This is a genomic window from Bradyrhizobium sp. AZCC 1719, from assembly GCF_036924525.1.
Taxonomy (GTDB): Bacteria; Pseudomonadota; Alphaproteobacteria; order Rhizobiales; family Xanthobacteraceae; genus Bradyrhizobium.
In genome coordinates this window covers 601,418-622,671 of the sequence record NZ_JAZHRU010000001.1, presented here as the reverse complement: position 1 = coordinate 622,671, position 21,254 = coordinate 601,418, and the positions used below count along the sequence as shown (strand labels likewise).

23 protein-coding genes and 1 pseudogene are annotated in these 21,254 nt (G+C 62.7%); 15 read left to right on the top strand and 9 right to left on the bottom strand.

All coding sequences use genetic code 11. The features are described from left to right. Nucleotide 1 precedes the first annotated feature (1 nt). From V1292_RS03095 to V1292_RS03085, 3 genes are all read left to right on the top strand, one after another. A complete protein-coding gene (locus tag V1292_RS03095; RefSeq protein ID WP_334370263.1) occupies nucleotides 2-988 on the top strand; it encodes a glycoside hydrolase family 26 protein in 987 nt (328 codons plus the stop codon). Nucleotides 989-1,249: 261 nt separating this feature from the next. Then, nucleotides 1,250-2,251 (top strand): glycosyltransferase family 2 protein, encoded by a 1,002-nt coding sequence (locus tag V1292_RS03090; protein ID WP_334376919.1) that lies wholly within the window; start codon nucleotides 1,250-1,252, stop codon nucleotides 2,249-2,251. Then, nucleotides 2,248-3,561, top strand: a complete 1,314-nt coding sequence (locus tag V1292_RS03085) for an O-antigen ligase family protein (RefSeq protein ID WP_334370262.1) — start codon at nucleotides 2,248-2,250, stop codon at nucleotides 3,559-3,561. Before V1292_RS03090 ends, V1292_RS03085 begins: the two co-directional genes overlap by 4 nt. Before the next feature lie 23 nt (nucleotides 3,562-3,584). Here V1292_RS03085 and V1292_RS03080 read toward each other — a convergent pair whose 3' ends face one another. Further along, nucleotides 3,585-4,676, bottom strand: coding sequence for a glycosyltransferase (locus V1292_RS03080; protein WP_334370261.1), 1,092 nt, complete (start codon nucleotides 4,674-4,676; stop codon nucleotides 3,585-3,587). A gap of 230 nt (nucleotides 4,677-4,906) precedes the next feature. Between V1292_RS03080 and V1292_RS03075 the strand changes: the two genes are divergently transcribed. The 3 genes from V1292_RS03075 to V1292_RS03065 all read left to right on the top strand — a co-directional run bounded on the left by V1292_RS03075 (nucleotide 4,907) and on the right by V1292_RS03065 (nucleotide 7,400). Next, on the top strand, nucleotides 4,907-5,839 hold the full coding sequence (locus tag V1292_RS03075; RefSeq protein ID WP_334370260.1) for a cupin-like domain-containing protein: 933 nt from the start codon (nucleotides 4,907-4,909) through the stop codon (nucleotides 5,837-5,839). Nucleotides 5,840-5,851: 12 nt separating this feature from the next. Then, nucleotides 5,852-7,039: a GNAT family N-acetyltransferase gene (locus V1292_RS03070; protein ID WP_334370259.1), complete on the top strand. Its 1,188-nt coding sequence runs from the start codon at nucleotides 5,852-5,854 to the stop codon at nucleotides 7,037-7,039. Between the two features lie 169 nt (nucleotides 7,040-7,208). Next, nucleotides 7,209-7,400 carry a hypothetical protein gene (locus tag V1292_RS03065; RefSeq protein ID WP_334370258.1) on the top strand — a complete coding sequence of 64 codons (192 nt, stop codon included), beginning with the start codon at nucleotides 7,209-7,211 and terminating at the stop codon, nucleotides 7,398-7,400. 165 nt (nucleotides 7,401-7,565) lie between these two features. Here the strand turns inward: V1292_RS03065 and V1292_RS03060 are convergent, their stop codons facing one another. The 3 genes from V1292_RS03060 to V1292_RS03050 all read right to left on the bottom strand — a co-directional run bounded on the left by V1292_RS03060 (nucleotide 7,566) and on the right by V1292_RS03050 (nucleotide 10,174). Further along, complete coding sequence (locus tag V1292_RS03060; RefSeq protein WP_334370257.1) at nucleotides 7,566-8,513, bottom strand: DUF5996 family protein; 948 nt, start codon at nucleotides 8,511-8,513, stop codon at nucleotides 7,566-7,568. A gap of 147 nt (nucleotides 8,514-8,660) precedes the next feature. After that, the gene (gene wrbA, locus V1292_RS03055) at nucleotides 8,661-9,260 is read right to left on the bottom strand and encodes an NAD(P)H:quinone oxidoreductase (RefSeq protein ID WP_334370256.1); all 600 of its coding nucleotides are present in this window, start codon (nucleotides 9,258-9,260) and stop codon (nucleotides 8,661-8,663) included. Between the two features lie 215 nt (nucleotides 9,261-9,475). Then, nucleotides 9,476-10,174: a pirin family protein gene (locus tag V1292_RS03050; RefSeq protein ID WP_334370255.1), complete on the bottom strand. Its 699-nt coding sequence runs from the start codon at nucleotides 10,172-10,174 to the stop codon at nucleotides 9,476-9,478. A 119-nt stretch (nucleotides 10,175-10,293) separates the two neighbouring features. On the opposite strand from V1292_RS03050, the gene V1292_RS03045 reads away from it, so the two are divergent. From V1292_RS03045 to V1292_RS03030, 4 genes and pseudogenes are all read left to right on the top strand, one after another. Next, complete coding sequence (locus tag V1292_RS03045) at nucleotides 10,294-11,211, top strand: LysR family transcriptional regulator (RefSeq protein ID WP_334370254.1); 918 nt, start codon at nucleotides 10,294-10,296, stop codon at nucleotides 11,209-11,211. A 278-nt stretch (nucleotides 11,212-11,489) separates the two neighbouring features. Continuing rightward, a pseudogene (locus V1292_RS03040) lies at nucleotides 11,490-12,605 on the top strand (IS481 family transposase); the annotation flags it as partial. 252 nt (nucleotides 12,606-12,857) lie between these two features. After that, the gene (locus tag V1292_RS03035; protein WP_334370253.1) at nucleotides 12,858-13,847 is read left to right on the top strand and encodes a tripartite tricarboxylate transporter substrate binding protein; all 990 of its coding nucleotides are present in this window, start codon (nucleotides 12,858-12,860) and stop codon (nucleotides 13,845-13,847) included. Nucleotides 13,848-13,969: 122 nt separating this feature from the next. Next, entirely contained in the window at nucleotides 13,970-14,341 is a 372-nt protein-coding gene (locus V1292_RS03030) for a hypothetical protein (RefSeq protein ID WP_334370252.1), read from the top strand. Here the strand turns inward: V1292_RS03030 and V1292_RS03025 are convergent. The 4 genes from V1292_RS03025 to V1292_RS03010 are packed head-to-tail and all read right to left on the bottom strand — an operon-like array spanning nucleotide 14,338 to nucleotide 17,328. Continuing rightward, a complete protein-coding gene (locus V1292_RS03025) occupies nucleotides 14,338-14,823 on the bottom strand; it encodes a YbaK/EbsC family protein (RefSeq protein WP_334370251.1) in 486 nt (161 codons plus the stop codon). The genes V1292_RS03030 and V1292_RS03025 overlap by 4 nt on opposite strands. A 5-nt stretch (nucleotides 14,824-14,828) precedes the next feature. Then, the gene (locus V1292_RS03020) at nucleotides 14,829-15,575 is read right to left on the bottom strand and encodes a haloacid dehalogenase type II (RefSeq protein WP_334370250.1); all 747 of its coding nucleotides are present in this window, start codon (nucleotides 15,573-15,575) and stop codon (nucleotides 14,829-14,831) included. Next, a complete protein-coding gene (locus V1292_RS03015; RefSeq protein WP_334370249.1) occupies nucleotides 15,572-16,408 on the bottom strand; it encodes a dienelactone hydrolase family protein in 837 nt (278 codons plus the stop codon). Before V1292_RS03015 ends, V1292_RS03020 begins: the two co-directional genes overlap by 4 nt. A gap of 35 nt (nucleotides 16,409-16,443) precedes the next feature. Continuing rightward, entirely contained in the window at nucleotides 16,444-17,328 is an 885-nt protein-coding gene (locus V1292_RS03010; RefSeq protein WP_057838072.1) for an amidohydrolase family protein, read from the bottom strand. A 106-nt stretch (nucleotides 17,329-17,434) separates the two neighbouring features. Between V1292_RS03010 and V1292_RS03005 the strand changes: the two genes are divergently transcribed. The 4 genes from V1292_RS03005 to V1292_RS02990 all read left to right on the top strand — a co-directional run bounded on the left by V1292_RS03005 (nucleotide 17,435) and on the right by V1292_RS02990 (nucleotide 19,518). Next, complete coding sequence (locus V1292_RS03005) at nucleotides 17,435-17,911, top strand: MaoC family dehydratase (RefSeq protein WP_334370248.1); 477 nt, start codon at nucleotides 17,435-17,437, stop codon at nucleotides 17,909-17,911. 14 nt (nucleotides 17,912-17,925) lie between these two features. After that, complete coding sequence (locus V1292_RS03000; protein WP_334370247.1) at nucleotides 17,926-18,375, top strand: MaoC family dehydratase; 450 nt, start codon at nucleotides 17,926-17,928, stop codon at nucleotides 18,373-18,375. Nucleotides 18,376-18,630: 255 nt separating this feature from the next. Next, the gene (ykgO, locus tag V1292_RS02995; protein WP_002718645.1) at nucleotides 18,631-18,756 is read left to right on the top strand and encodes a type B 50S ribosomal protein L36; all 126 of its coding nucleotides are present in this window, start codon (nucleotides 18,631-18,633) and stop codon (nucleotides 18,754-18,756) included. 162 nt (nucleotides 18,757-18,918) lie between these two features. After that, nucleotides 18,919-19,518 (top strand): tetratricopeptide repeat protein, encoded by a 600-nt coding sequence (locus V1292_RS02990; RefSeq protein WP_442895594.1) that lies wholly within the window; start codon nucleotides 18,919-18,921, stop codon nucleotides 19,516-19,518. A 221-nt stretch (nucleotides 19,519-19,739) separates the two neighbouring features. Here the strand turns inward: V1292_RS02990 and V1292_RS02985 are convergent, their stop codons facing one another. Then, nucleotides 19,740-19,919, bottom strand: a complete 180-nt coding sequence (locus V1292_RS02985; RefSeq protein WP_028351545.1) for a hypothetical protein — start codon at nucleotides 19,917-19,919, stop codon at nucleotides 19,740-19,742. Between the two features lie 263 nt (nucleotides 19,920-20,182). On the opposite strand from V1292_RS02985, the gene V1292_RS02980 reads away from it, so the two are divergent. Further along, entirely contained in the window at nucleotides 20,183-21,148 is a 966-nt protein-coding gene (locus V1292_RS02980) for an alpha/beta fold hydrolase (protein ID WP_334370245.1), read from the top strand. Nucleotides 21,149-21,254 lie beyond the last annotated feature (106 nt).

Sequence of the window (21,254 nt, the reverse complement as noted above, 5' to 3'; positions counted from 1 at the left end):
GATGTTTCGAACTGAGCCCAGGCGGCGCAAGAAACACGGCCTGAAGCGGCTGGTGCTGTTTCTGGCGGCCTTCGTGCTGACCGTGCTGCTGTTGGCGCACGTCGACAGCAATGCCGCCTCGCGCGCCACGTCCACTCCATCGAAGTTCGCAGGCGCCTTCGTTAATTGGGGGCCCGTGGGACGCGAGCATACGCTGCAGGCGTGGGAAAAATGGCTGAAGCAGAAGCCGTCCTCGGTGCTCGGCGTCGATTTCTATGGACAGACGACCTGGGAGGACTTCTCCAAAGTGAGTTGGGTTCCCGGCGTCTGGAAGAAGCTCAACCCTGCGCGCAATGTGATCTGGTCGATCCCGCTGACCATGAAAGGGACGCCTCTCGCCGACGTTGCCAATGGGCTGCACGATGCTGAATTCGAAGCGGCGGCCCGGGCGATTTCAGAGGCGCATCCCAAGGCGATCATCCGGCTCGGCTGGGAAATGAACCTGGCGGAAATGGCGTGGTTCGCGAAGGGGCATGAAGCCGATTACATCAAGGCGTTCCGCCGCGTCGTGGAGATATTCCGCCGCCATTCCACTGGCTTCAAGTTCGATTGGTGTCCGGGATGGGGGCCGCAGGACATGCCGGCGGATGCGAGCTATCCCGGTGACGATGTCGTCGACTACATCGGTCTCGACGTCTACGACTTCAGGCAGGAGGGCTCCGCCGAGGAGCGCTGGACTAATTTTTACATTAAGGCGCCATTCGGACTCGAATGGCACCGAGAGTTTGCGCGTCTGCACGGCAAGCGCATGAGCTATCCCGAATGGGGCGTGGGCAATTTCGGCGACAATCCGTTCTTCATTCAGCAGATGCACCACTGGTTCATGAAGAACGAAGACAGGATTGCCTACGCCGCTTATTTCGACGTCAACGGGGCGTGGCCCACCCAGATCGACAACGGCCAGTTTCCGAACTCGCAAAGACTGTTCCGAAAACTGTTCAGCCGCTGATCTGCACTCGACGTTCGTTCAGCGCGGATTAACCCCATCCATTAACCGTCGCCAGAATTCAGTGCCTCACGTTTCTCTGCCGGATCGGTTTTTGCACCACCGTGCGCGTTACGTCCGCAAGGACGGGATAATCCCCGAGCGAGCGGCTTTATCGAGACGGAAGTGTCCCGGAATTAATCCGGCAATCCCGTTTCGGGACGATGAGACATATTCGTGAACGACCAGACTTTCATGGCAGAGAGCTCGATCGGCGATATCAGGATGGACCGGCCTGATCCGGCGGCTAGGGCTCTGCGCGCGCTGGTGGCTGCTTCACCGGCGCTCGATCCAGGAATCGAAACGGTCGTGTGCATCCCCTGTTTTCGCCGCCCCAAGTACCTGCGCCGGACGTTGCAGTCGCTTGCCGTTCAGCGCACCAGCCGCCGCTTCGCCGTCGTGATGGTGGAGAACGATGCATCGAGGAGCGAGAGCGTGCCGGTTGCCGTCGAATACCTCGCGTCGGGGAAATTCCCGGGGCTCTGCGTGATCGAGCCGCGGCAGGGAAATTGCTATGCGATCAATGCCGCCTTCGAGACGGCACTGCAGATGTTCCCGCTGGCTACCAGCTTCCTGATGATCGACGATGACGAAATCGCTTCGCCGGATTGGCTGGAGCAGATGGTCGGGACTGCGGAGGCGACCGGCGCCGACATCGTCGGCGGTCCGGTAATTCCTGAATTCGATGACGAACGGAAGCGTGGGCTACGGCGCCATCCCGCGTTTGCACCGGCCTACGACGCCTCAGGTCCAGTGCCGGTGATCTATGGCTGCGGCAATTGCCTGATCCGGCGCGCGGTGTTTGATCGGTTGGGCATGCCGGCGTTCGACCTCCGTTTCAATTTTCTCGGCGGCGGAGACACCGATTTCTTCTACCGCTGTAAAAGGCTCGGCTTGCGGTTTCATTGGGCGGCCGAAGCCGCGATCAGCGAGACCGTGCCGCAAAGCCGGACCAGCCTGAAATGGCTGGCGATGCGAGGCCTGCGGATCGGGGCGATCAATTATCACGTCCAGCGCAAGGCGACGCCGACATTCCGGTTACGGGCGAAGCTCACCGCCAAACTGCTGGCTGCCTTGCCGCTTTCACTCGGCCATGCCGTGCACGCGGTCCTCACCGAGCGTGAGTGGACCATTGCCATGCATCCCGTCACGGTGGCGATTGGCAGCGTGCTGGCCGCGTTCGGCCTCGAGCCGCAGCCCTACAAGGCGTCGAAGATCGTCTCATGAGCCAGCTCATCGACGCATCCGAAATCCGCAACGTCGCCGCCGGGATAGAGCGCCAGCAGGTGATGGATATCGTTCGCGGCGCGACCTTTGTCGGCACGCTGCTGCTTGGCTGGATCTCGCTGCATCCGTTCGTCAGCCTCGGCGACATGCAGATCGGCGACGTCGGCACCGGAAACGAGCTGGCCACCTATGCGATGTTCGGTGCGCTCAGCGTGCTGACGGTCGCGCTCGCGATGCGAAATGACGCGCGGGGATTGGCGACATTGTTGTCGCCGGCGTTTGTCCTGTTCGGCGCCTGGGTGCTGGTGAGCGTCGTGTTGTCGTTCGATCCGGCAACGTCGATCAGGCGTCTTTCGCTGACGATCTGCGTTGTCGCGGTGACTGCCGCACTGATGCTGCTGCCGAGGTCGCAGCAGGAATTGACGCATTGGTTCACGATCGCGGCGCTCACATTGTTGGCGGTCTGCTATCTCGGACTATTGCTCGCCCCGGATCTTTCGATTCACTTGGCGACCGACCCGCAGGAGCCGGGACTTGCCGGCAACTGGCGCGGCGCCTTCGGTCACAAGAACCAGGCCGCCGGCATCATGGTGATGGTGCTGTTTCTCGGCATCTACATCGTCCGCTCCGGCCTATGGCTATCGGGGGCTGCGACCATCGCGCTCACCTCGCTGTTCCTGGTGTATTCGGCCGGAAAGAGCTCGCTGACGCTGTGCTTTGCCGTGTTATTGTTGACGTCGGTCACCTCCTTCATCCGCTCGTTCCGGCTTCGCGCGGTAATATGGCTGACGCCCTTGCTGTTGCTGAACCTGTTGAGCATCGGCTCGGTGATGTCAGAGAGTCTCGCCGGGATTTCCAAGCTGCTGCCGTTCGATTCGACATTCACCGGCCGCACCGACATCTGGGCGTTCGCGTTGCAGTCGCTACAGGCACGATTGCTCACCGGCTACGGCTTTGCGTCCTTCTGGGGCAGCAGCGCCATTCAGAATCTTCCCGAAGGCAAGGAGTGGGCCAGCTTCGCCTCCCACAGCCACAATGGCTATCTCGATACGGCGCTGGGCATGGGCGTTCCCGGGCTTCTCTTGCTGATCCTGGTGTTGGTGATCCTGCCGTTGAGGAATTTTCAACGGGCTGACGAGGGCGGCAACAACGGTCCGCTCGCCATGATGCTGCTGCGGATGTGGCTGTTCGGGCTCTACCTGTCGGCGATGGAAAGCTTCTTCCTGGACCGTGCCGATCCGCTGTGGTTCACGTTCCTGATGGCGGTATTCGGCCTGCACTATCTGGCGCGGTTCCGGGCAAGAGCCTGACGATGGCGTCCGGGGAACGCGTCTCACAATTGCGCCCGCACCGATTCGGCGACGTCCTTCCACCAGCCGTCGAAATCGAACGGCAACGGCACCGGCGGCCGCTTCACCACCGCGGCAATACGGTCGGCATAAGCCTCGTTGTCCGAGCCGCGCGCGACCAGCACGATGGCACCGCGGCTGATCAATTCCTTGAACCGCGGATGATGGTCGAACTCTTCCGGAAGCGCGGGGCCGGCGACGATCAGCGGACGGCCGGATTGCACGCAGGTGAGAATGCTGGAGCGCCGCGCAGTGATCCCTTCGTCAAGTGGATAGCAGAATACGTCGATCTCGCTGAACAGGCCGAACACCTCGTGATCGGAGGCAACGAAGCCGGAGACCATTACGTCCTCGGCAATGCCGAGTTCGCGCGCGCGCGCATGAAACTCGTCCTCGACCTTGTCGACGCCGCGAATGAAGGAGCCGATATAGACGAGCAGCGGCTTGACGCCGCGTTGCTTCAGGATGGCGCCGATCTCGAGCAGCGCATTAGGTTGCTTGCTCGGATAGATCGATCCGAAATAACCGATCAAGAGCCGCCCGTCGCCCTTGGCGGCGATGAGGCGATGGCGCAATTTCGAGTCCTCGATGCCTGCCGGCGCTTCGATGTTTGGTGGCAGCGGTGCCAGCACGCTTTTTCTCGCGGTCCAGCCGAGCAGGCGATCGTCGGCCAGCTCGCGCCGGACCAGCGGCGAGAACATGACGATGGTATCAGCCAGCAGCAGCGCCGGAATGTAGGTGATGCGGCGCAGCCAATGCAGCCCGCCCCATTCATGTTGAATCAGGACAATTTTGCGCCGGCGTAGCCAGCCGATCGCCAGCGCCGCGAGCGGCGCGAAGATCACACGTTTCCAGGCCACGATCGGGAAGTTGCAGACCACGCTTTGTGCCGGGCCGACCGCGCGCCAGATATCGGCGAGCGAACCCTCGCTGCGCGTCAGGGTTAACGTCGCGCCAGCTCCGGGCTCGAGCTTTTCGATCGCCTCCTGCAACAGCCGGGTGAACTGGCCGATGCCGCAATGCATCTGCGGTCCGGCGCCGAGAAACAGCGCCCGATATCGGGTTTCTCCAGTCATCGTGCGGCGGCGGGGTTCCAGGTACTGTCGGCGTTAGCCATAGCTGCCAGACATTAGCTTCCGGTAAGCGGCAGCGTCCGCCCGGCATCGTTCTTGCCATTCTGACCGTAAAGGTCGTCCGGCCGTCTCATAACGGGACACCGGGCGGTCGCGCAATGGCGCCAAGCCGCGATTTCGGGACGGTCGGAATAGGCGGTGCGCCAGGCAACAGGAAGTCAGCAGGAGCGGCGATGACGGGCAAGATCTTCAGCACATGGGATGAGACGCATTCCGAGCTTTGGAGCCATCAGCCGATCCGGCTCGAACACGAGATGCACAAATCGCCCGCGTTCTCGATGGACGAACTCGCGCAACTGATCGAGAGCTATCCGCGCGAGCACTACAGCCTGGTGAAGACTGGAGCCAAGGGATCCAGCCGGGTGTGGCGCGAGGGTGATATCGGTAACCTCTCCGGCCGCCAGGTCATCGAAGCGATTTCTCGCGGCGGGCTCTGGCTCAACATGCGCGATGTCGGCGCGGTCGATAGCCGTTACCGCAAGCTGATCGACCGGATGTTCGAGGAGATCGCGGCCAAGGTTCCGGGATTCGTGGTGCCGAACCACCAGGCCGGCATTCTGGTCTCTTCGCCGGACGCGCAGGTCTATTATCATGCCGATTTGCCGGGGCAAGGTCTGATCCAGATCGCCGGCCGCAAGCGGGTCTATGTCTATCCGAACACGCCGCCGTTCCTCAAGCCGGAGCACCTCGAGGACATCGCGCTGTTCGATGTCGAAGTCGATCTGCCCTACGCGCCCTGGTACGACGCGCATGCGCAGGTGTTCGACCTCGAGCCCGGACAGATGCTGAACTGGCCGCTGAACGCGCCGCACCGCGTCGAGAATCTCGGCACCGTCAACATCTCCATGACGGTGTCCTACGGTAACGACGACATCCGTCGCGCCCAGATCATTCATCTCGCCAACGGCCTGCTGCGCCATCGCTTCGGCTACACGCCGAAGAGTCGCGATCTGCGCGGACCGTCCTTCTTCGCCAAGAAGGTGCTGCAGAAGCTGGTGCGCGACAGCAGGTGGGTCAAGCGCGAGCGGAGCGCCCGCCGCGCGATCGATTTCCGCCTCGATGCGAACGAACCCGGCAAGATCGTCGATCTGCCGAAGGCGGCATAGATCGCAACGCCGATGACGGTGCTGACGACCAGTGCGGGGCAATTGGCGGCGCACGCAACAAGCCAAGCGGCCGGATTCTGCGTCGAACTGGTGCGCGACTGGCAGCAGGCCGTTGCGCGCTGGCACGACATCAGCCCCTCGACGCCGTTCCAGCACCCGCAATGGTACGCGGCTTGGTACGCCGCCTTCGCCGCGGCCGAAGGCGTGGCGCCGTTGATCGCGATCGTGACGGATGCATCGACCGGCGAGCCGGTGGTACTGCTGCCGCTGATCCGCCGGCAGCAAGGCAAGATCGCGATTGTTGAATTCGCCGATCTCGACTTGACCGATTACAACGCGCCGATCCTGGGTAGCGCGGCGCCCCGCGATGTCGGGGCAGCGCGCGCGCTGTGGCGCAGCCTGTTGTCGGCGCTGCACCGGATGCCCGACGCGGCCGATCTCATCCGCCTTCGCAAAGTGCCTGTCGACCTCGACGGTGGGCCCAATCCTATTGCATTGCTCGACGCTGCCGGACCGTGCTCGCTCAACGGCAATCTCGTCACGACAGGCGAGGATTACGACGCCTGGCGCTACTCGCTGGGAAGAACCGTGCGCAAGGAGCTGGAACGGAGTTGGCGCGTGTTCACGCGCGATCCGGCTGCGTCCTTTGCGATCGTCACCGATACCGACGAGGCGCTGCGGATTCTCTCGATCACCGAGGTTCAGCAGGGCACACGGATGCGAAGCCTCGGACTGAACTACATCCTCGATGACGAAACCTGCGCAGCGTTCTATCGCAACCTGGTGCGCGAGGGCGTCGGCAACGGCTATGCGCTGGTCTCCTCGCTCGCAGCCGGCGACGAGATCGTGGCGACGCTGCTCGGCATCAGGACCGGCTCACGTTATGTGATGATCCGCATCAGCAATGCCGGCGAGAAATGGTCGAGCTGTTCGCCGGGCCGGCTGATCATCGAGCGCACCATGGCAGCCCTGCACAAAGACGGCGTGCGCGAGTTCGACTTCTCTGTCGGCAATTACGGCTACAAGCGCCGCTTCGGCGTCACGCGCGTGCCGCTGATCGACGTTAGCGCAGCCCTGAGCTGGCGCGGATGGCCCTACGCCTTGCGCGATCGCGCGGTGCGCGAATTGCGCAATTATCCGCGGCTCGACTTCCATGTGAAGCGCCTGCTCGGCAAGCCATTGTCGTGCGAAAAGAGCTGACACATTGTTGCCGCACGGGAACAGCCCGTGCAAATCTGCAACACATGCCAGGATAGTGCAGCCGTTCTTCGTGTGTTCGCGAGAGTTGATGATCGGCTTAGCCGCACGCGCGTATGCTGCGCTGCGGGTGAAGGGCTACTCGTGAATTGCTGCCGTGGGGAGAGCCAACATGCCAGCCTTTATTCATCATGATGGCATTGAGCCGGGTTTCGTCATTTGTCCGTGCTGTGTCGGGGTTCCGATGTTCGTGCGGGACGTCGAACCGCATTGGAGCCAGGCAAAGATTGACTTCACCTATGAATGCGCCGATTGCGGCGCCGAAGTCCGGCAGACTATTATGAAGCCGCAACTGCGGCATTAGTGGCGGTTCGCAGGGTGGGCAAAGCCGCAGGCGTGCCCACCATTTTCGACATTGCACGCGCCGGTGGGCACGCGGCGCCTGTCATCACTCCGCGAGCGCCCTTGCGCTCGTCGCTGGGCGCGTGTTCGCGCGACCCGTTGGCTTTGCCCATCCTACACAGCAGCTTCAAACTTGCCTCACCACGCCGGGCTGCCCGGAATCGCATTCCAACGCGTCGCGATCCCAATTTGCCGCGATTGCCGCGGCCTCATAGGTGCTGTGCAGGAAATCGAGCAGCGCCTTGTCGGGATCGGCAGCCGTCCGGGCAGCGTCGTATGGCAGAATGAATTCGCCGAGCGCTTCGCTGAAGAACGCCGCATCCGGCTGCACCTTCGCCGCGCGAAAGCCCGGCGGCTCGGGATAGGCATAGGAATAGAATGCGGGATAATCGATAGCGCCACCGCCCGGCCAAAACCCGGCGCTGCTGACTTCGTGTGAATAGGCTTCATGTGCAACCGCGTCGGGCAAATGTGGCACGCCGCCGGGATGGCGTGGCGCGCGGCGTCCCGAGAAGCGCGTCACCGCGAGATCGAAACTGCCCCAGAAGAAGTGCACCGGGCTGGCCTTGCCGAGGAAGCCGGTTCGGAATTGCTTGAAGATGCGGTCGCAGTTGACGAGAATTTGCAGGAAGCACCCGACAGCATCTGGATCGTAGGCGGCGTGCACGGTGTCCTCGGAGAATTTCATCGGATCGGGCAGTTCGTTCGGCATCTCGTCGATGGCAACGGCAATGCCGAGCTCGGCAAGCGCTGCCATCGTGGCGGCATAGAAGCTGGCGACCGAGTGTCCTGCTAGTGCAAATTGCTCCAGCGAGCCGTCGCTGGTCGAGATGCGCAGCGTGTGGTCAATGAAATCGAAGTCGATCTGGAACGTTCGTGCGCCGTCGGGCACTGGCGATGTCGTCAATCCGCGCGACGTGACATAAAGCGCCACGTGCCAGGAATGATTGAGCCATGGCGATTTGGCGAGGCGGATCTTGCCGACGATCTGGGTCCAAAGATGGAGCGTCGCATAGGTGTCACGCCACGCCGCGGTCGGCAATTCCGGCCACCGGACTTGCGAATTGTTGCTCATGCTAGAACCCTTGCGTGCAGACGGGAGGCCGAAGGCCTATCATGAATTCATAAGGCGTTTAGAAACTATGCCTCACGATTTCGTGCATCGCCCCCGAAGGACTAGATAGGGCGGCATTCGTAAGACAGAACGCCGCCCATATCGCATTCAGCCATGCAGCTTGCTGGCGGTCTCCGCGATCACCCGCCCCTGATAGCGCGCGCCGGCGAGTTCGTTTTCGCTCGGCTGGCGGCTGCCGTCGCCGCCGGTGATCGTAGTGGCGCCATAGGGCGCGCCGCCGGTGATTTCGTCGAGCTTCATCTGGCCGGCGAAGCTGTAGTTCAGGCCGACGACCGTCATGCCGAAGTGCAAGAGATTGGTGATGATCGAAAACAGCGTGGTTTCCTGCCCGCCATGCTGGGTCGCCGTCGCGGTGAAGGCACCGCCGACCTTGCCGTGCAGCGCGCCCTTGGCCCAGAGTCCACCGGCCTGATCGAGGAAGTTCGCCATCTGCGACGCCATCCGGCCGAAGCGGGTGCCGGTGCCGATGACGATCGCGTCGTAATTGGCGAGGTCTTCGATCGTTGCGATCGGCGCGACTTGATCGAGCTTGTAATGCGAGGCCTTGGCGACCGCTTCAGGCACCAGCTCCGGCACGCGCTTGATGTCGACGGTAGCGCCGGCCTTGCGAGCGCCTTCGGCTACGGCATTCGCCATCGCTTCGATGTGACCATAGGCGGAATAATAGAGCACGAGTACTTTGGCCATGGTGGTGTCCTTTGGGTTCGTATGTGTGTTGTTGATTTTTGGGTGTCATTGCCGGGCTTGCCGTCTTCGCTAGGCTTCGCCGGTCTAGTGCTGTGTGGTGCCCGGCGAAGCCTCGGGGCGTAGCCGGGACCCGGCAATCCATCGCCTTCGCAAGGAGTCTCGCGAAGAAGGATGGATGCCCGGGTCAAGCCCGGGCATGACGATCGGTGAGTGGCTTAAGCCGCGTCGACTAGCACCAGTTCGGAATCTTCCAGCGCGGTAATCGTCAGCTTCGCCTCGTTGCGGATCGCAGCACCGTCGCGGGCATTGACGCGCACGCCGTTGACTTCGACGCTGCCGGCCGCCGGCACGAGATAGAGGTGACGCGTCTTCGCCGCCTCGTACGCCGCGCTCTCGCCCGCCTTCAGCGTGGTGGCGAGCACCCGCGCATCGGCGCGGATTGGCAGCGCATCCTCGTCGCCGGCAATGCCGCTGGCGATGGTGACGAGCTTGCCAGAGCGATCCGACTTCGGAAACGGTTTGGCGCCCCAGGTCGGCTGGCCGCCCCTTGTCGTCGGCTCGATCCAGATCTGGAATATCTTGGTCTTCGAAGATTCCAGATTGTACTCGGAGTGACGAATGCCGCTTCCGGCGCTCATCACCTGCACGTCGCCGGCTTCAGTCCGGCCCTTGTTGCCGAGCGAGTCCTGGTGCGTGATCGCGCCTTCGCGGACATAGGTGATGATTTCCATGTTGGCGTGCGGATGGGCGGGAAAGCCGGTATTCGGCGCAATCTCGTCATCGTTCCACACCCGCAACGCGCCGTGGCCCATATTGTCGGGGTCGTAATGGCTGCCGAACGAGAAGTGGTGTTTTGCCTTCAGCCAGCCGTGATCGGCGCTGCCGAGTTTTGCAAATGGCCTGAGTTCGATCATGAGAAGTGGTCCTTCATTGGTTCGAAGTTTGATGCCGCTTGGATATGCTCTGCACCTTGATATAGAAATAGAAACTATGGAAACTCATTGTTTCCAAAATTGACCCGAGGGCCGAGCCGATGTCCAGACTCCCGGATTTCGAGGCGTTCGCGATTTTTGCAAAAGTCGTGGAATTGCGGTCATTTGCGGCCGCCGCGACCGAGCTGGCGCTGTCCAAGGCCACGGTGTCCAAGGCTGTCAGTCGGCTCGAGCAGCGGCTCGGCGCGCGGCTGTTCAACCGTACCTCGCGGCGGCTGGCGCTGACCGATGCCGGGCAAAGGCTCGCCGAGCGCGCCGCGCGCCTGCTCGCGGACGGCGAAGACGCCGAGAATGAAGCCTTGTCGCAATCGATGGCGCCGCGCGGATTGGTGCGGCTCGCGGTGCCGATGACGTTCGGCGTGAAAGCCGTTGCGCCGATCTTGCCGGAATTTCTCACAGCCTTCCCGGAAGTCTCGATCGATCTTCACCTGAGCGACGCGACGGTTGATCTGATCGGCGAAGGGTTCGATGCCGGCCTGCGCATCGCGCGCCTGCCGGACTCGTCGCTGATCGCGCGGCGGCTCTGCGCGATGCCGCGCTACACGGTCGCGGCGCCTTCATACCTGAAGCGTCATGGCAGGCCGACGCATCCGATGCATCTGGCGGAGCATAAATGCTTCGGCTACGCCTATCTCTCGACAGCCGGCGTCTGGCACTACACCAACGCATCAGGCGAGCAGGCCAGCGTGCGGCCCGCAGGCCAGCTCCGCGTCAACAATGGCGAGGCGCTGTTGCCGTCCGTCATCGCCGGACTCGGCATTGCCGATTTGCCGGACTTCATCGTCGGTGACGCCATCGCATCCGGCGAGGTCGAAGTGATCCTGAAAGGCTGGCACCAGCCCGAAGGCGCGGTGCACCTGGTGACGCCGCCCGGCGGCCCAAGGCCCGCGCGCGTCGAGGTGCTGGCGGAGTTTTTGGCCAAGCATTTTGCAAAGGGAAAGAAGCGGAAGGGCGGCTAGGCGAGATTCTTCACCCTCCCCTGGAGGGGTCCGAGACGAGCGAAGCTCGCTCGTGGGTCGCCGCGTAGCGGCGGGGTGGGGTGACGGTCTCTCCAGATCCGACAGTGCCCGTGTTGAGGGATCACCCCACCCCGCCTCGCGTTTCGCTGCGCTCAACGCGAGCCGACCCTCCCCCTCCAGGGGAGGGTGAAGGGCGGTCCTAACCGGCTACATCGGTGACAGAGTAGACCGACGACATCGATGACAGGTCAACTGGTCAGCAAGGGAGGACCTTGCTGATGGGGTGGAAGGAGACCTGTGCGGTGGAAGAACGGATGCGTTTTGTATTTGCGGCGGAGAAGGGAGAAGATTCGTTTGCGGCCATCTGCCGACGGTTCGGGGTGAGCCGGCAGAACGGCTACAAATGGCTTGCCCGGTACCGGGAGGCAGGTTTGGAAGGTCTGCAGGAGCACTCGCGAGCTCCGCTGCATCATCCGCAAGCGATTGCGGAGGACATTGCCGAACGCTGCCTTGCGGTGCGGCGGGCGCATCCGACCTGGGGTCCGTTGAAGGTACGGGCCTATCTGGAGCGCCGCGCACCTGCGACCGAGTGGCCGGCGGCGAGCACGATCGGTGCGCTGTTCGACCGCGAAGGGCTGACGGTCAAGCGCAAGCTGCGCCGGCGCAGCCCGCCATCGAGCGCCCCCTTTGCCCATTGCGAGGCCGCCAACGACGTCTGGTGCATCGACTTCAAGGGCTGGTTTTTGACCGGGGACGGCAAGCGGTGCGAACCGCTGACGATCACCGATGCCCACAGCCGCTATCTGCTGCGCTGCCAGGCCCTGCCGCGCACGGATACCGAGCATGTCTGGCCGGTGCTCGATGCGGCGTTCCGCGAGTTCGGCCTGCCGCGCTACATGCGCTCGGACAATGGCTCGCCCTTTGCCTCGCGCGGCGCCGGTGGTCTATCAAGGCTGTCTGTGAAGCTGATCAAGGCGGGCGTGACGCCGGAACGCATCGCGCCTGGCAAGCCGCAGCAGAACGGCCGCCATGAGCGCATGCATCTCACCCTGTTGCAGGAGGTCGCCGACCCGCCGGCAGACAGCATGCGGGAACAGCTCAAGCGCTTGCGCAAGTTCCAGCATTTTTACAACGAAGAGCGCCCGCACCAGGCGCTCGACAATGCGACGCCGGCCGACCGCTACCAGATCTCCGCGCGCCGCTTCGACGGCATCCTGCGCGAGCCGAACTACGACGATGACCAGGAAGTGCGTCGGGTCCGTCACAACGGGGAGATCAAGCTGGACGGCAACATGATCTACATCAGCGAAGCCTTGGTCGGCGAACCGGTTGCTCTTGCCGAAACCGAGGATGGCTGGAGCGTCTGCTATGGACCGGTGGTCCTTGGCACCATCGCCTATCGCGGCGACCGGCTACGCAAACCCAAACGCAAAGGCTGTGGACTTGTGGACAACGCTGCGCGTTGCCCACAGGGTCCACAGCCAACAACAACAGACCTGAACGAAACGAGAATTGTGTCATCGATGTCGCCGGTTTGAACTGTCACCGATGTTGTCGGTTGCTCAGGGCAGGGCTATCGCAACGTGACCGGCTTCAGGCTAGGCTCGCCTAATAACCAAAACAAAAGCACCAGGGAAAAACTACCCATGAACCGCCGCGAACTTCTCAAAGCCGCCGCCGCATTGCCGCTGGCGCACACCGCGCTCTCCAACACGGCTTTGGCGCAAGGCCCATACCCCTCGCGCAACATCACCATGATCGTGCCGTTTCCGCCCGGCGGGCAGGCCGATCTCGCAGCGCGGCCGGTCGCGCAGGCGCTGGAGCGGATCCTCGGCAAGCCTGTCATCGTCGATAACCGCGCTGGCGGCGGTGGCGGATCGGTCGGCAACGCGGCGGCGGCGCGTGCCGAGCCTGACGGCCACACGCTATTGATGACGCTGTCCTCGCTCGCGGTGCTGCCGGAAGCCGACCGGTTGTTCGATCGTCCGGTGGCGTATGAAGTATCGCAATTCGCAGCCGTAGCGCGCGTGCTCGCCGATCCGACGCTGCTCGCGGTGCCGGCATCCGCTCCGTGGAAGACGCTGCAGGAGTTCGTCGACGACGCCAAAAAGCGTCCCGGGCAAATTCCCTACGGCTCGTCCGGTCCCTACGGCACGCTGCATGTGGCGATGGAGATGTTTGCCGCGAGCGCCGGCATCAAATTGCTGCACGTGCCGTTCCGCGGCGCGGGGCCGGCGCTGACCGCACTCTTGGGCGGCACTGTGCAGGCGGTGGCGTCGGCACCGGGCACGCTGAAGCAGCAGGTCGATGACGGCAAAATGCGCGTGCTCGCCAATTGGGGCGCCGAGCGCATCAAGAGTTTCCCCGATCTGCCTACCTTCAAGGAACTCGGTTACAAGGATGTCGAGTTCTACATCTGGGCGGGACTGTTTGCGCAACGCGCATTGCCGGCGCCGATCATGACGAGGCTGCGCGAAGCGATGGCGGAAGCCGTGAAGGCGCCCGAGGTGATCAAGACCTATGAGACCGCCGGCAGCCCCGTCGCCTACCTGGACGCGCCGGAATTTGCAAAATTCGTCGCAGAAGACAGCGCACGGCTGGTCGCGGCGGTGAAGAAGATCGGCAAAGTGGAGTAAGGAACCCGCTTCACATTCTTTTGTTCGCACTAACGTCGCGTGGCCGCATTCATTCGACAGGCTTAGTGCCGTCGCCGCGCGGAGCTTCCGCGCCCGTGAAATCAAAAGAAGGGGACCTGTCCATGCAAACGCAGCGGATCGTCCTTGCACTCGCCCTCGCGATCGGCGGCGGAACTGGCGCAGCCGTTCCCGCTTTCTCGCAGGAATATCGCGGAACCTGGGAACAGCAGATGGCCTGCACGCCCGACGTCTGGCGGCTCTGCGGCGACCAGATCCCGGACGTCAACCGGATCGTAGCATGCTTGCGGCAGAACACGCCGCAGCTCTCCACCGGTTGCCGTGCGGTATTCCAATCGCAGGCCGACGCGCAGCAGCCGCCGCCACGCGGGCTGCAGCAAAACGCGCCACGTGCCCGCGCCCCGCAGCCAGGACCGCCGTCGGCGGTACGGCCGCGGCCGATACAGCCTCCGCCCTATTATGAGGAATACGATTAGGCCGCGGCTTCCGACGCAGGCCTGAATTCGCAGACGTCGACCCATTCGGCCGACGTCAGTTCGGCCATCCGCGCCGGCGTGATCTTCACCGCGCTGTGGGTTGAGCCCGCGGCGGGCACCACGATGTCGAACGCCCTCAGCGAGACGTCGCAATAGACCGGCAGCGGCGTCTTCAGTCCGAACGGGCAGACGCCGCCGACCTCGTGCCCGGTAATCTCGGCGACCTCCTCGAGGCCGAGCATTTTCGGCTTTCCCCCGAACAGCGCCTTCACCTTCTTGTTGTCCATTCGTGAGGTGCCTGCCGCCACGATCAGAATCACCCGCTCGCCGATTCTCAAACTCAGCGTCTTCGCAATCCGCGCCGGCTCGACGCCGTAAGCCTCCGCCGCCAGCGCGACGGTTGCAGAACTCATCTCGGATTCGATCACGGAAATTTCGGGCGCCTTTTCTGCAAAGAAGGCGCGCACGGACTCTAGACTCATCTTGTTCAGGACCTTTGGGCAGACACCAGTGCGGGAAGTTCGGAGAGGCTGTGGATGCGATGATCGGGCTCAAATCCCAGCTCATCCATCTGGGTGCGCAATATCTTGAACATCGTCAAGGGCGGCAGCGTCTCGCTTTCGAGGCAGGCCAGCGCCATCGCTTCCGGCGTCACCCGCTCGATCCAGGCGACGTTGAGCCCGAACGCCTTGGCGGCGCAGGCGTCCCAGGGATTGGAGGAGATGAACAGCACCTCGGCAGGCGGCACGTGCAGCACCTCCTCGATCAGCGCATAGACCTCGGGGCTGGGCTTGAAGATCTTCTTCGCGTCGACGCTGATGGTGGCATCGAGCACGCGCTCGAGCCCGCTGTTGTGCACGAGCGCGTTGAGCATGCCGGGGCTGCCGTTGGACAGGATCGCGAGCTTGCAATCCTTCATCGCCGACAGCGCCGCAAGCGCATCCGGATAGAGATCGAGATGCAGATACTTCTCGATGATGCGCGCGAAAGCATCGTCGTCATATTGAAGCCCGAGGCTGCGCAGCGTGTAGGCCAGCGAGTCGCGCGTGGCGACCGAGAAATCCTGGTAGCGTCCCATCAGCGAACGCAGCCAGGTGTATTCAAGCTGCTTGATGCGCCAGACCTGGGTGATGATTCCGCCATAGCCCGGAAACGCGTCCTCGGTGACGTCGGCCACCGACTGGACGTCGTAAAGCGTGCCATAGGCATCGAAGACAACGGCTTTGATGGTCACGGTTGTTTCTCTTTTCCGCCTATGGTCGCATACAGGAATTTCCGAAGTGCCTCAACGGATTGATCCCGCGCCGCCCCGTTGAACTCGAGGTGATGGCCGAACATCTTCACAGGCGTTGCGAAGTTCGGCACGTCGAAATCGTGATGGGCGCCGGGATAGACGATAATCTCGATCGGAACCCCCTTGCCTTTCTCGCGCGAGATTCCCCAATCGTCGCGGCCTTCGGCGAGGTTGCGGCACTCGCTCGCCGGCGTCCAGTCGTCGAGTTCGCCGATCAGGATCAGGCTGGGCACCGTCATCTCGCCCTTGAGGCCGCGGCACGGCGGATAGAAGGCGACGGCTGCGCGGAATTTTTCCTCCGAGCTGCGTTCGATCTCGCTGCGCTCGACCGCAAGCAGCGCGAGCATCGCGCCTTGCGAAAACCCCACCACGGCCACGCGCCCAGGGTCAACCGACGGCTGTCCGACGAGGAATTTCAGCGCACGATAGGCATCGTATAGGGTCGATGGCGGCGGCCAGGCCGTGCAAGCGTGGGCGATGCCGCGCGTGCCGAAGCGGTCGATGGTCAGCGTGACATAGCCCCACTCCGCGAGCCGCTTGCCCCACCGCGCGTCGATGCCCCGCCAAGCGCCGCCGCAGCCATGGAGCAACACGACCGCGGGCGAGGGGCCGGGAGCGTCGGGCAATCGCAGGTAGCCCTGCAATGCCTGCGGCCCCGCCAGCGGGCTTTCGAATTCGATCAGAAGTGGCGGCCTGTCGGCCGCGAGCGCAGCAGCCACGGTCCCGAACAGGAGCGTGGCAAGGAAGGCGACAATTCTGGCGAAGTTCGGCATGACCACCTCGCAAATGTGCCGCCGATGATACTCCTTTAGATACCCAAAATCTTCCTCGCGTTGGCCTTCATTACCTTCGGCCTGATCTCCTCGCGGATCTCGAGCTTGGCGAAATCGGCCAGCCAGCGGTCTGGCGTGATCACCGGCCAGTCCGAGCCGAACAGCATCTTGTCCTGCAGAATCGAGTTGATGTAGCGCACCAGAATCGGGGGGAAATATTTCGGCGACCAGCCGGAGAGGTCGATATAGACGTTGGGCTTGTGGGTCGCGACCGACAGCGCCTCTTCCTGCCAGGGGAACGAGGGGTGCGCGAGGATGATCTTGAGGTCGGGGAAATCAGCCGCGACATCGTCCATGTACATCGGGTTGGAATATTTTAGGCGCATCCCCATGCCGCCCGGCATGCCGGAACCTACGCCAGTCTGCCCGGTGTGAAACAATGCGATCGCGCCGCCGTCGTTGATCGCTTCATAGAGCGGATAGGCCATGCGGTCGTTGGCGTAGAAGCCTTGCATGGTCGGATGGAATTTGAAGCCGCGGACGCCGTATTCCTCGATCAGCTTGCGCGCCTCGCGCACGCCTAGCTTGCCCTTGTGCGGATCGATACTGACGAACGGGATCAAAACGTCGAGATGGTCGGAGGCGACCTCCAGCATCTCGTAATTGTTGTAGCGGCGAAAGCCGGTCTCGCGCTCGGCATCAACCGGAAAGATCACCGCCGCAATATTTTTCGAGCGGTAATAGGCCGCGGTCTCCGGCACGGTCGGCGGATGCTTGTGCGGCGATTTGAAATATTCGGCCATGCGCTCCTGAAAATCGTCATAGCCGTCGTCGCCATGCAGGCCGCAGGGTTCTTCCGCATGGGTGTGGATGTCGATCGCGACGACTTTCTCGATATCGGGCAGCTTGAGCTTGGGCATTTGAGTTTCCCGCCGGCTTGATTTTTGGATCTGGAAAATTGATTATACTATATAACGAATTCCGCAAGACGGCAGAAACAAAAGACGGAAAATAAGGGAGCACGGCATGGCCCAAACGCAGGCCTTCGAGACCGATTTCTGGAAAGACGCCAACTTGAGAAAGGTCTGGGACGACATCGTTCCCGGCGAGCCGCGCAAGACCATCCCCTACACGCTGACCAGAGAGGCGATCGAGCTGTACTGCAAATCGGTCGGCGAAACTCATCCGATCTATTTCGACGAGGCCTATGCGAAGACCACGCGCTATGGCGGGTTGATCGCGCCGCCCTCGATCCACATCCTCCTGATGTTCTCATGCACCCCGGCGGATGACTGGATGCGCTCGCCGGGCACCGTCAATGCCGGGCAATCCTGGAGCTACAACATTCCGGCGCGCCCCAACGACGTCATCACCTTGCAGGCCCGCGCGCTCGACAAGTTCATCAAGCGCGAGCGGCTGTTCGTGGTGCACGACAACGTGTTCCTTAATCAGAAGGGCGACGTAATCTGTTCCGGCCGTGGCTGGACGATTCGGCCGATGTGAGCGGGGAGGTTGCGATGACCACGACGTTCGAAAAGCTCAGAGCCGGCGATGCCATCGACGGTCCCCCCTTCGCGGTCAGCCGCGAATCCATCCGCCTGTTTTGCGACGCCTCGCTCGACTACAACCCGCTGCATCTCGACGACGAGTACATGAAGGGCAGTTTCGGCAAGACCAATTTCGGCGGCATCATCATGCACGGCATGAACAACTTTGGTCTGATCTCGCGCATGATCACCGACTGGGCTTATCCGGCCGGTGCGATCCATCGCCGGCTGGAGACGCGATGGGTCAAGCCGGTCCGGCCGGGCGACACCATCCAGCCTACTGGAATCATCAAAGCCAAACAGGTGACCGAAAAATCCCGTTGGGTGATGATCGACGTGGTGGTGAAGAACCAGACGGGCGAAAAGGTCGCGACCGGCGAGGCCCTGGTCGAGTTCCCGCGCGACCTGTTCTGCCAGTAATTTCCGGAGAGTTCTTCGGGAGGCCAAGCGATTCGGTACCGGTCGGAATGCCGGGCATCTGCCCTGCGTTAGGTCCGGAACGGGACAGATGGACCCGAAAACGGCCCATCTGCATTGACATCCGGGCCCGCGCTGCTTAGAAACCGGCCCGTCCCGGGCGGTTGGCCGCTTTTCGGGTTTAATCCCATTTTGCCACTTTCGGGTAGCTCAGGTTCGGGCCTCCAACACGGCCTTTCAAAGCATCAGGATTGTCCCATGAAGGTCCGTAACTCCTTGAAATCGCTGCGCGGTCGCCACCGCAACAACCGCCTGGTCCGCCGCAAGGGCCGGGTCTATGTGATCAACAAGGTGCAGCGCCGCTTCAAGGCCCGCCAAGGTTAAGCGCCAAGGTTAATCCTGGCGGCTCCGCCGGCTTTCTTCTTCGCTTCACAGGTCTTTGACGATCTGCTGCTTTGCGGCGCGATTTTGTGCGTCTAGACTTGCCCCATGGTTTTGAGATTCCCGGGCACCCGTAACTGCCGGATCGTGGTCCTCGCTGCTGTCATGACAGCCGTGCCGGCCGCTGCGTTTGCGCAGAACGACCCCAGGGTCATTCCCCCGCCGAAATCCGAGAAGAAGTTGCCGGAAGCGCCGAGCAAGCTTCCGAAGGTTGGTGCGGATCGCACCCGCGGGCTGGATTTCCTGTTCGGTGCCCTGAAAGCTGCCCCCGATGAAGCCAGCGCCAAACACGTCGAAGCGCGGATCTGGGCGCAGTGGATGCAGACGCCGAGCGACACGGCCGCGCTGTTGATGTTGCGCGCCAAGGCCGCGATGGATGCACAGAAGATCGACGTCGCGCTGAAGCTCTTGGATTCCCTCGTCAAGCTGCGCCCCGATTACGTCGAGGCATGGAATCGTCGCGCCACGCTGTATTACCTGAAGAACGACTACACCCGTTCGCTCGAGGACATCCGCCAGGTGCTGATCCGCGAGCCGCGCCATTTCGGCGCGCTGGCCGGGCTCGGCATGATCATGCAGGAGATCGGCGACGAAAAGCGCGCGCTGGAAGCCTTCCGCAAGGCGCTGGCCGTCAATCCGCATCTCGAGAAGGTGCCGGAACTGGTCAAGTCGCTGACCGAAAAGGTCGAAGGCCGCGACATCTGAACTTTCGCAGTTTAGCCCTGATCTCCCGCTGCAGCAGGCAGGAACGCCGCGCCGCGTGCGCGCTATTGTCGGCTGACTGCGTGACAGAGCGAGCCAACTGCTGCTAGCCGGCGGTGGACGAGCCGCCCGCAGAGACGCCGGAAAACGAGCACTCATCAGAGTGCTCTTGAGCCGTTTTGCGTCTTGGAAAACGCGTCGGCTCACAGGACCTCTCACAAGACCTAGTGTACGGCGTTGCTGCCGCGGGCCAGACCGTCGAGGCCTACCGCCGCGTAGATTTGCGCCAACTCCGTCTCAAGCTGCTCGTTGACCCGCAGCAGGGCCTTGAGTGCGCCGCGGATGTCGCCATTGCAACTCGCTACGATCTGATCGATGGCGGCTTCGCTTGCGTCGGAAATCATGGGTAGTCCTCCGATGATACGCTGGAACAATTTGTAGTGAGCGTCCCTGTTCCTGTGGATGTTGGGTACAGTGCAGGCGCCTGGCTACCCCCCAATCAGGCACGCGCACACATGGCAAAAGTGGCAACGTCACTGTACAAACTTGCTGATGACGTCAGTATGACCCCGCTATCCACAGGTTCGGCCCTCTGTGGACAATCTCCGAAACCCGCGCCGATCCGGGCCGTAGCTCGCTGGTGCAGAAAATCAGCCGGAAATTCTCGATGTTGGTGGTGATTTTAGTGGCGGCGCTGGCGGTGCTGGCGCTGGTCACGCAAGCCGGCGTTCTTCTCAGCGAACGGGCCCATCCGGCCCAGGGCCGGATGGTCGAGGTGGCGGGCGGAGCCCTGCATATCCTCGATATCGGTCCGCGCGATGCGGCGGGGCCGCCGGTCGTGATGCTGCACGGCGCCAGTTCCAATCTGGAAGTGATGCGGCAGCCGGTCGGGGAGCGGCTTGCCAGAAAGCACCGCGTGATCCTGATCGACCGTCCCGGGCATGGCTGGAGCACCCGCGCGCGCCTTCAGGACTCCACGCCCGAAATTCAGGCCCGCATGATCGAGGAGGCACTGGCCAAGCTCGGCGTCGGCCAGGCGATCTTCGTGGTGCATTCCTGGGCCGGCGCGTTGGGGGCGCGTATCGCGCTGGACTACCCGCAGGCTGTGGCCGGTCTGGTGATGCTGGCGCCGGTGGCCTATCCCTGGCCCGGCGGCGTCGGGCGCTACAACAAACTGATCGCCACGCCGGTGGTCGGCCCGCTGTTCGCCTACACCATCACGCTGCCGCTCGGAATGCTGCTGGCGGATTCGGGCGCGCGGGGCGTGTTCCTGCCGCAGACCATGCCGGACGGTTTTGTCAAAAACACCGCCACGCCGCTGTTGCTGCGGCCGCGCGAATTCATTGCCAATGCGCGCGATCTGGTAACGCTGAAAGCGGCGGTGGCCGAGCAGGCGCCGCGCTACGGCGAGATCAAGGCGCCCGTCACCATCATCACCGGCGACGCCGACAAGACGGTGTCGACCAACATCCACTCACGGCCGTTCGCGGCGGCTGCGCCAAACGTGAAATTGATCGTGCTGCCGGGCGTCGGTCACATGATTCAGAATGCGGTTCCCGATCTCGTCATTGCCGAAATCGAGGCGATGATCGGCGCATTGCCGCCGAGTGTGGCGACCGCAGCGGCGCCTTGAGCGTGCGCGTGGCCTGACGGCGTTGGATGAGATACGATCAACGCGCGCGGGATTCCGCTGCTCGTCCCGCGAGGGATGAAGCTTGAGAGTCGCGATATCGGGCAGC

Coding starts and splice junctions, on each gene's coding strand:
- V1292_RS03095 (WP_334370263.1), top strand. CDS start 2: ATGTTTCGAACTGAGCCCAGGCGGCGCAAGAAACACGGCCTGAAGCGG.
- V1292_RS03025 (WP_334370251.1), bottom strand. CDS start 14,823: ATGAGTCTAGAGTCCGTGCGCGCCTTCTTTGCAGAAAAGGCGCCCGAA.
- V1292_RS03070 (WP_334370259.1), top strand. CDS start 5,852: ATGACGGTGCTGACGACCAGTGCGGGGCAATTGGCGGCGCACGCAACA.
- V1292_RS03050 (WP_334370255.1), bottom strand. CDS start 10,174: ATGATCGAACTCAGGCCATTTGCAAAACTCGGCAGCGCCGATCACGGC.
- V1292_RS03015 (WP_334370249.1), bottom strand. CDS start 16,408: ATGCCGAACTTCGCCAGAATTGTCGCCTTCCTTGCCACGCTCCTGTTC.
- V1292_RS03065 (WP_334370258.1), top strand. CDS start 7,209: ATGCCAGCCTTTATTCATCATGATGGCATTGAGCCGGGTTTCGTCATT.
- V1292_RS03035 (WP_334370253.1), top strand. CDS start 12,858: ATGAACCGCCGCGAACTTCTCAAAGCCGCCGCCGCATTGCCGCTGGCG.
- ykgO (WP_002718645.1), top strand. CDS start 18,631: ATGAAGGTCCGTAACTCCTTGAAATCGCTGCGCGGTCGCCACCGCAAC.
- V1292_RS03030 (WP_334370252.1), top strand. CDS start 13,970: ATGCAAACGCAGCGGATCGTCCTTGCACTCGCCCTCGCGATCGGCGGC.
- V1292_RS03005 (WP_334370248.1), top strand. CDS start 17,435: ATGGCCCAAACGCAGGCCTTCGAGACCGATTTCTGGAAAGACGCCAAC.
- V1292_RS03080 (WP_334370261.1), bottom strand. CDS start 4,676: ATGACTGGAGAAACCCGATATCGGGCGCTGTTTCTCGGCGCCGGACCG.
- V1292_RS02990 (WP_442895594.1), top strand. CDS start 18,919: ATGACAGCCGTGCCGGCCGCTGCGTTTGCGCAGAACGACCCCAGGGTC.
- V1292_RS03085 (WP_334370262.1), top strand. CDS start 2,248: ATGAGCCAGCTCATCGACGCATCCGAAATCCGCAACGTCGCCGCCGGG.
- V1292_RS03060 (WP_334370257.1), bottom strand. CDS start 8,513: ATGAGCAACAATTCGCAAGTCCGGTGGCCGGAATTGCCGACCGCGGCG.
- V1292_RS02985 (WP_028351545.1), bottom strand. CDS start 19,919: ATGATTTCCGACGCAAGCGAAGCCGCCATCGATCAGATCGTAGCGAGT.
- V1292_RS03000 (WP_334370247.1), top strand. CDS start 17,926: ATGACCACGACGTTCGAAAAGCTCAGAGCCGGCGATGCCATCGACGGT.
- V1292_RS03045 (WP_334370254.1), top strand. CDS start 10,294: ATGTCCAGACTCCCGGATTTCGAGGCGTTCGCGATTTTTGCAAAAGTC.
- V1292_RS03075 (WP_334370260.1), top strand. CDS start 4,907: ATGACGGGCAAGATCTTCAGCACATGGGATGAGACGCATTCCGAGCTT.
- V1292_RS03090 (WP_334376919.1), top strand. CDS start 1,250: ATGGACCGGCCTGATCCGGCGGCTAGGGCTCTGCGCGCGCTGGTGGCT.
- V1292_RS02980 (WP_334370245.1), top strand. CDS start 20,183: ATGTTGGTGGTGATTTTAGTGGCGGCGCTGGCGGTGCTGGCGCTGGTC.
- wrbA (WP_334370256.1), bottom strand. CDS start 9,260: ATGGCCAAAGTACTCGTGCTCTATTATTCCGCCTATGGTCACATCGAA.
- V1292_RS03010 (WP_057838072.1), bottom strand. CDS start 17,328: ATGCCCAAGCTCAAGCTGCCCGATATCGAGAAAGTCGTCGCGATCGAC.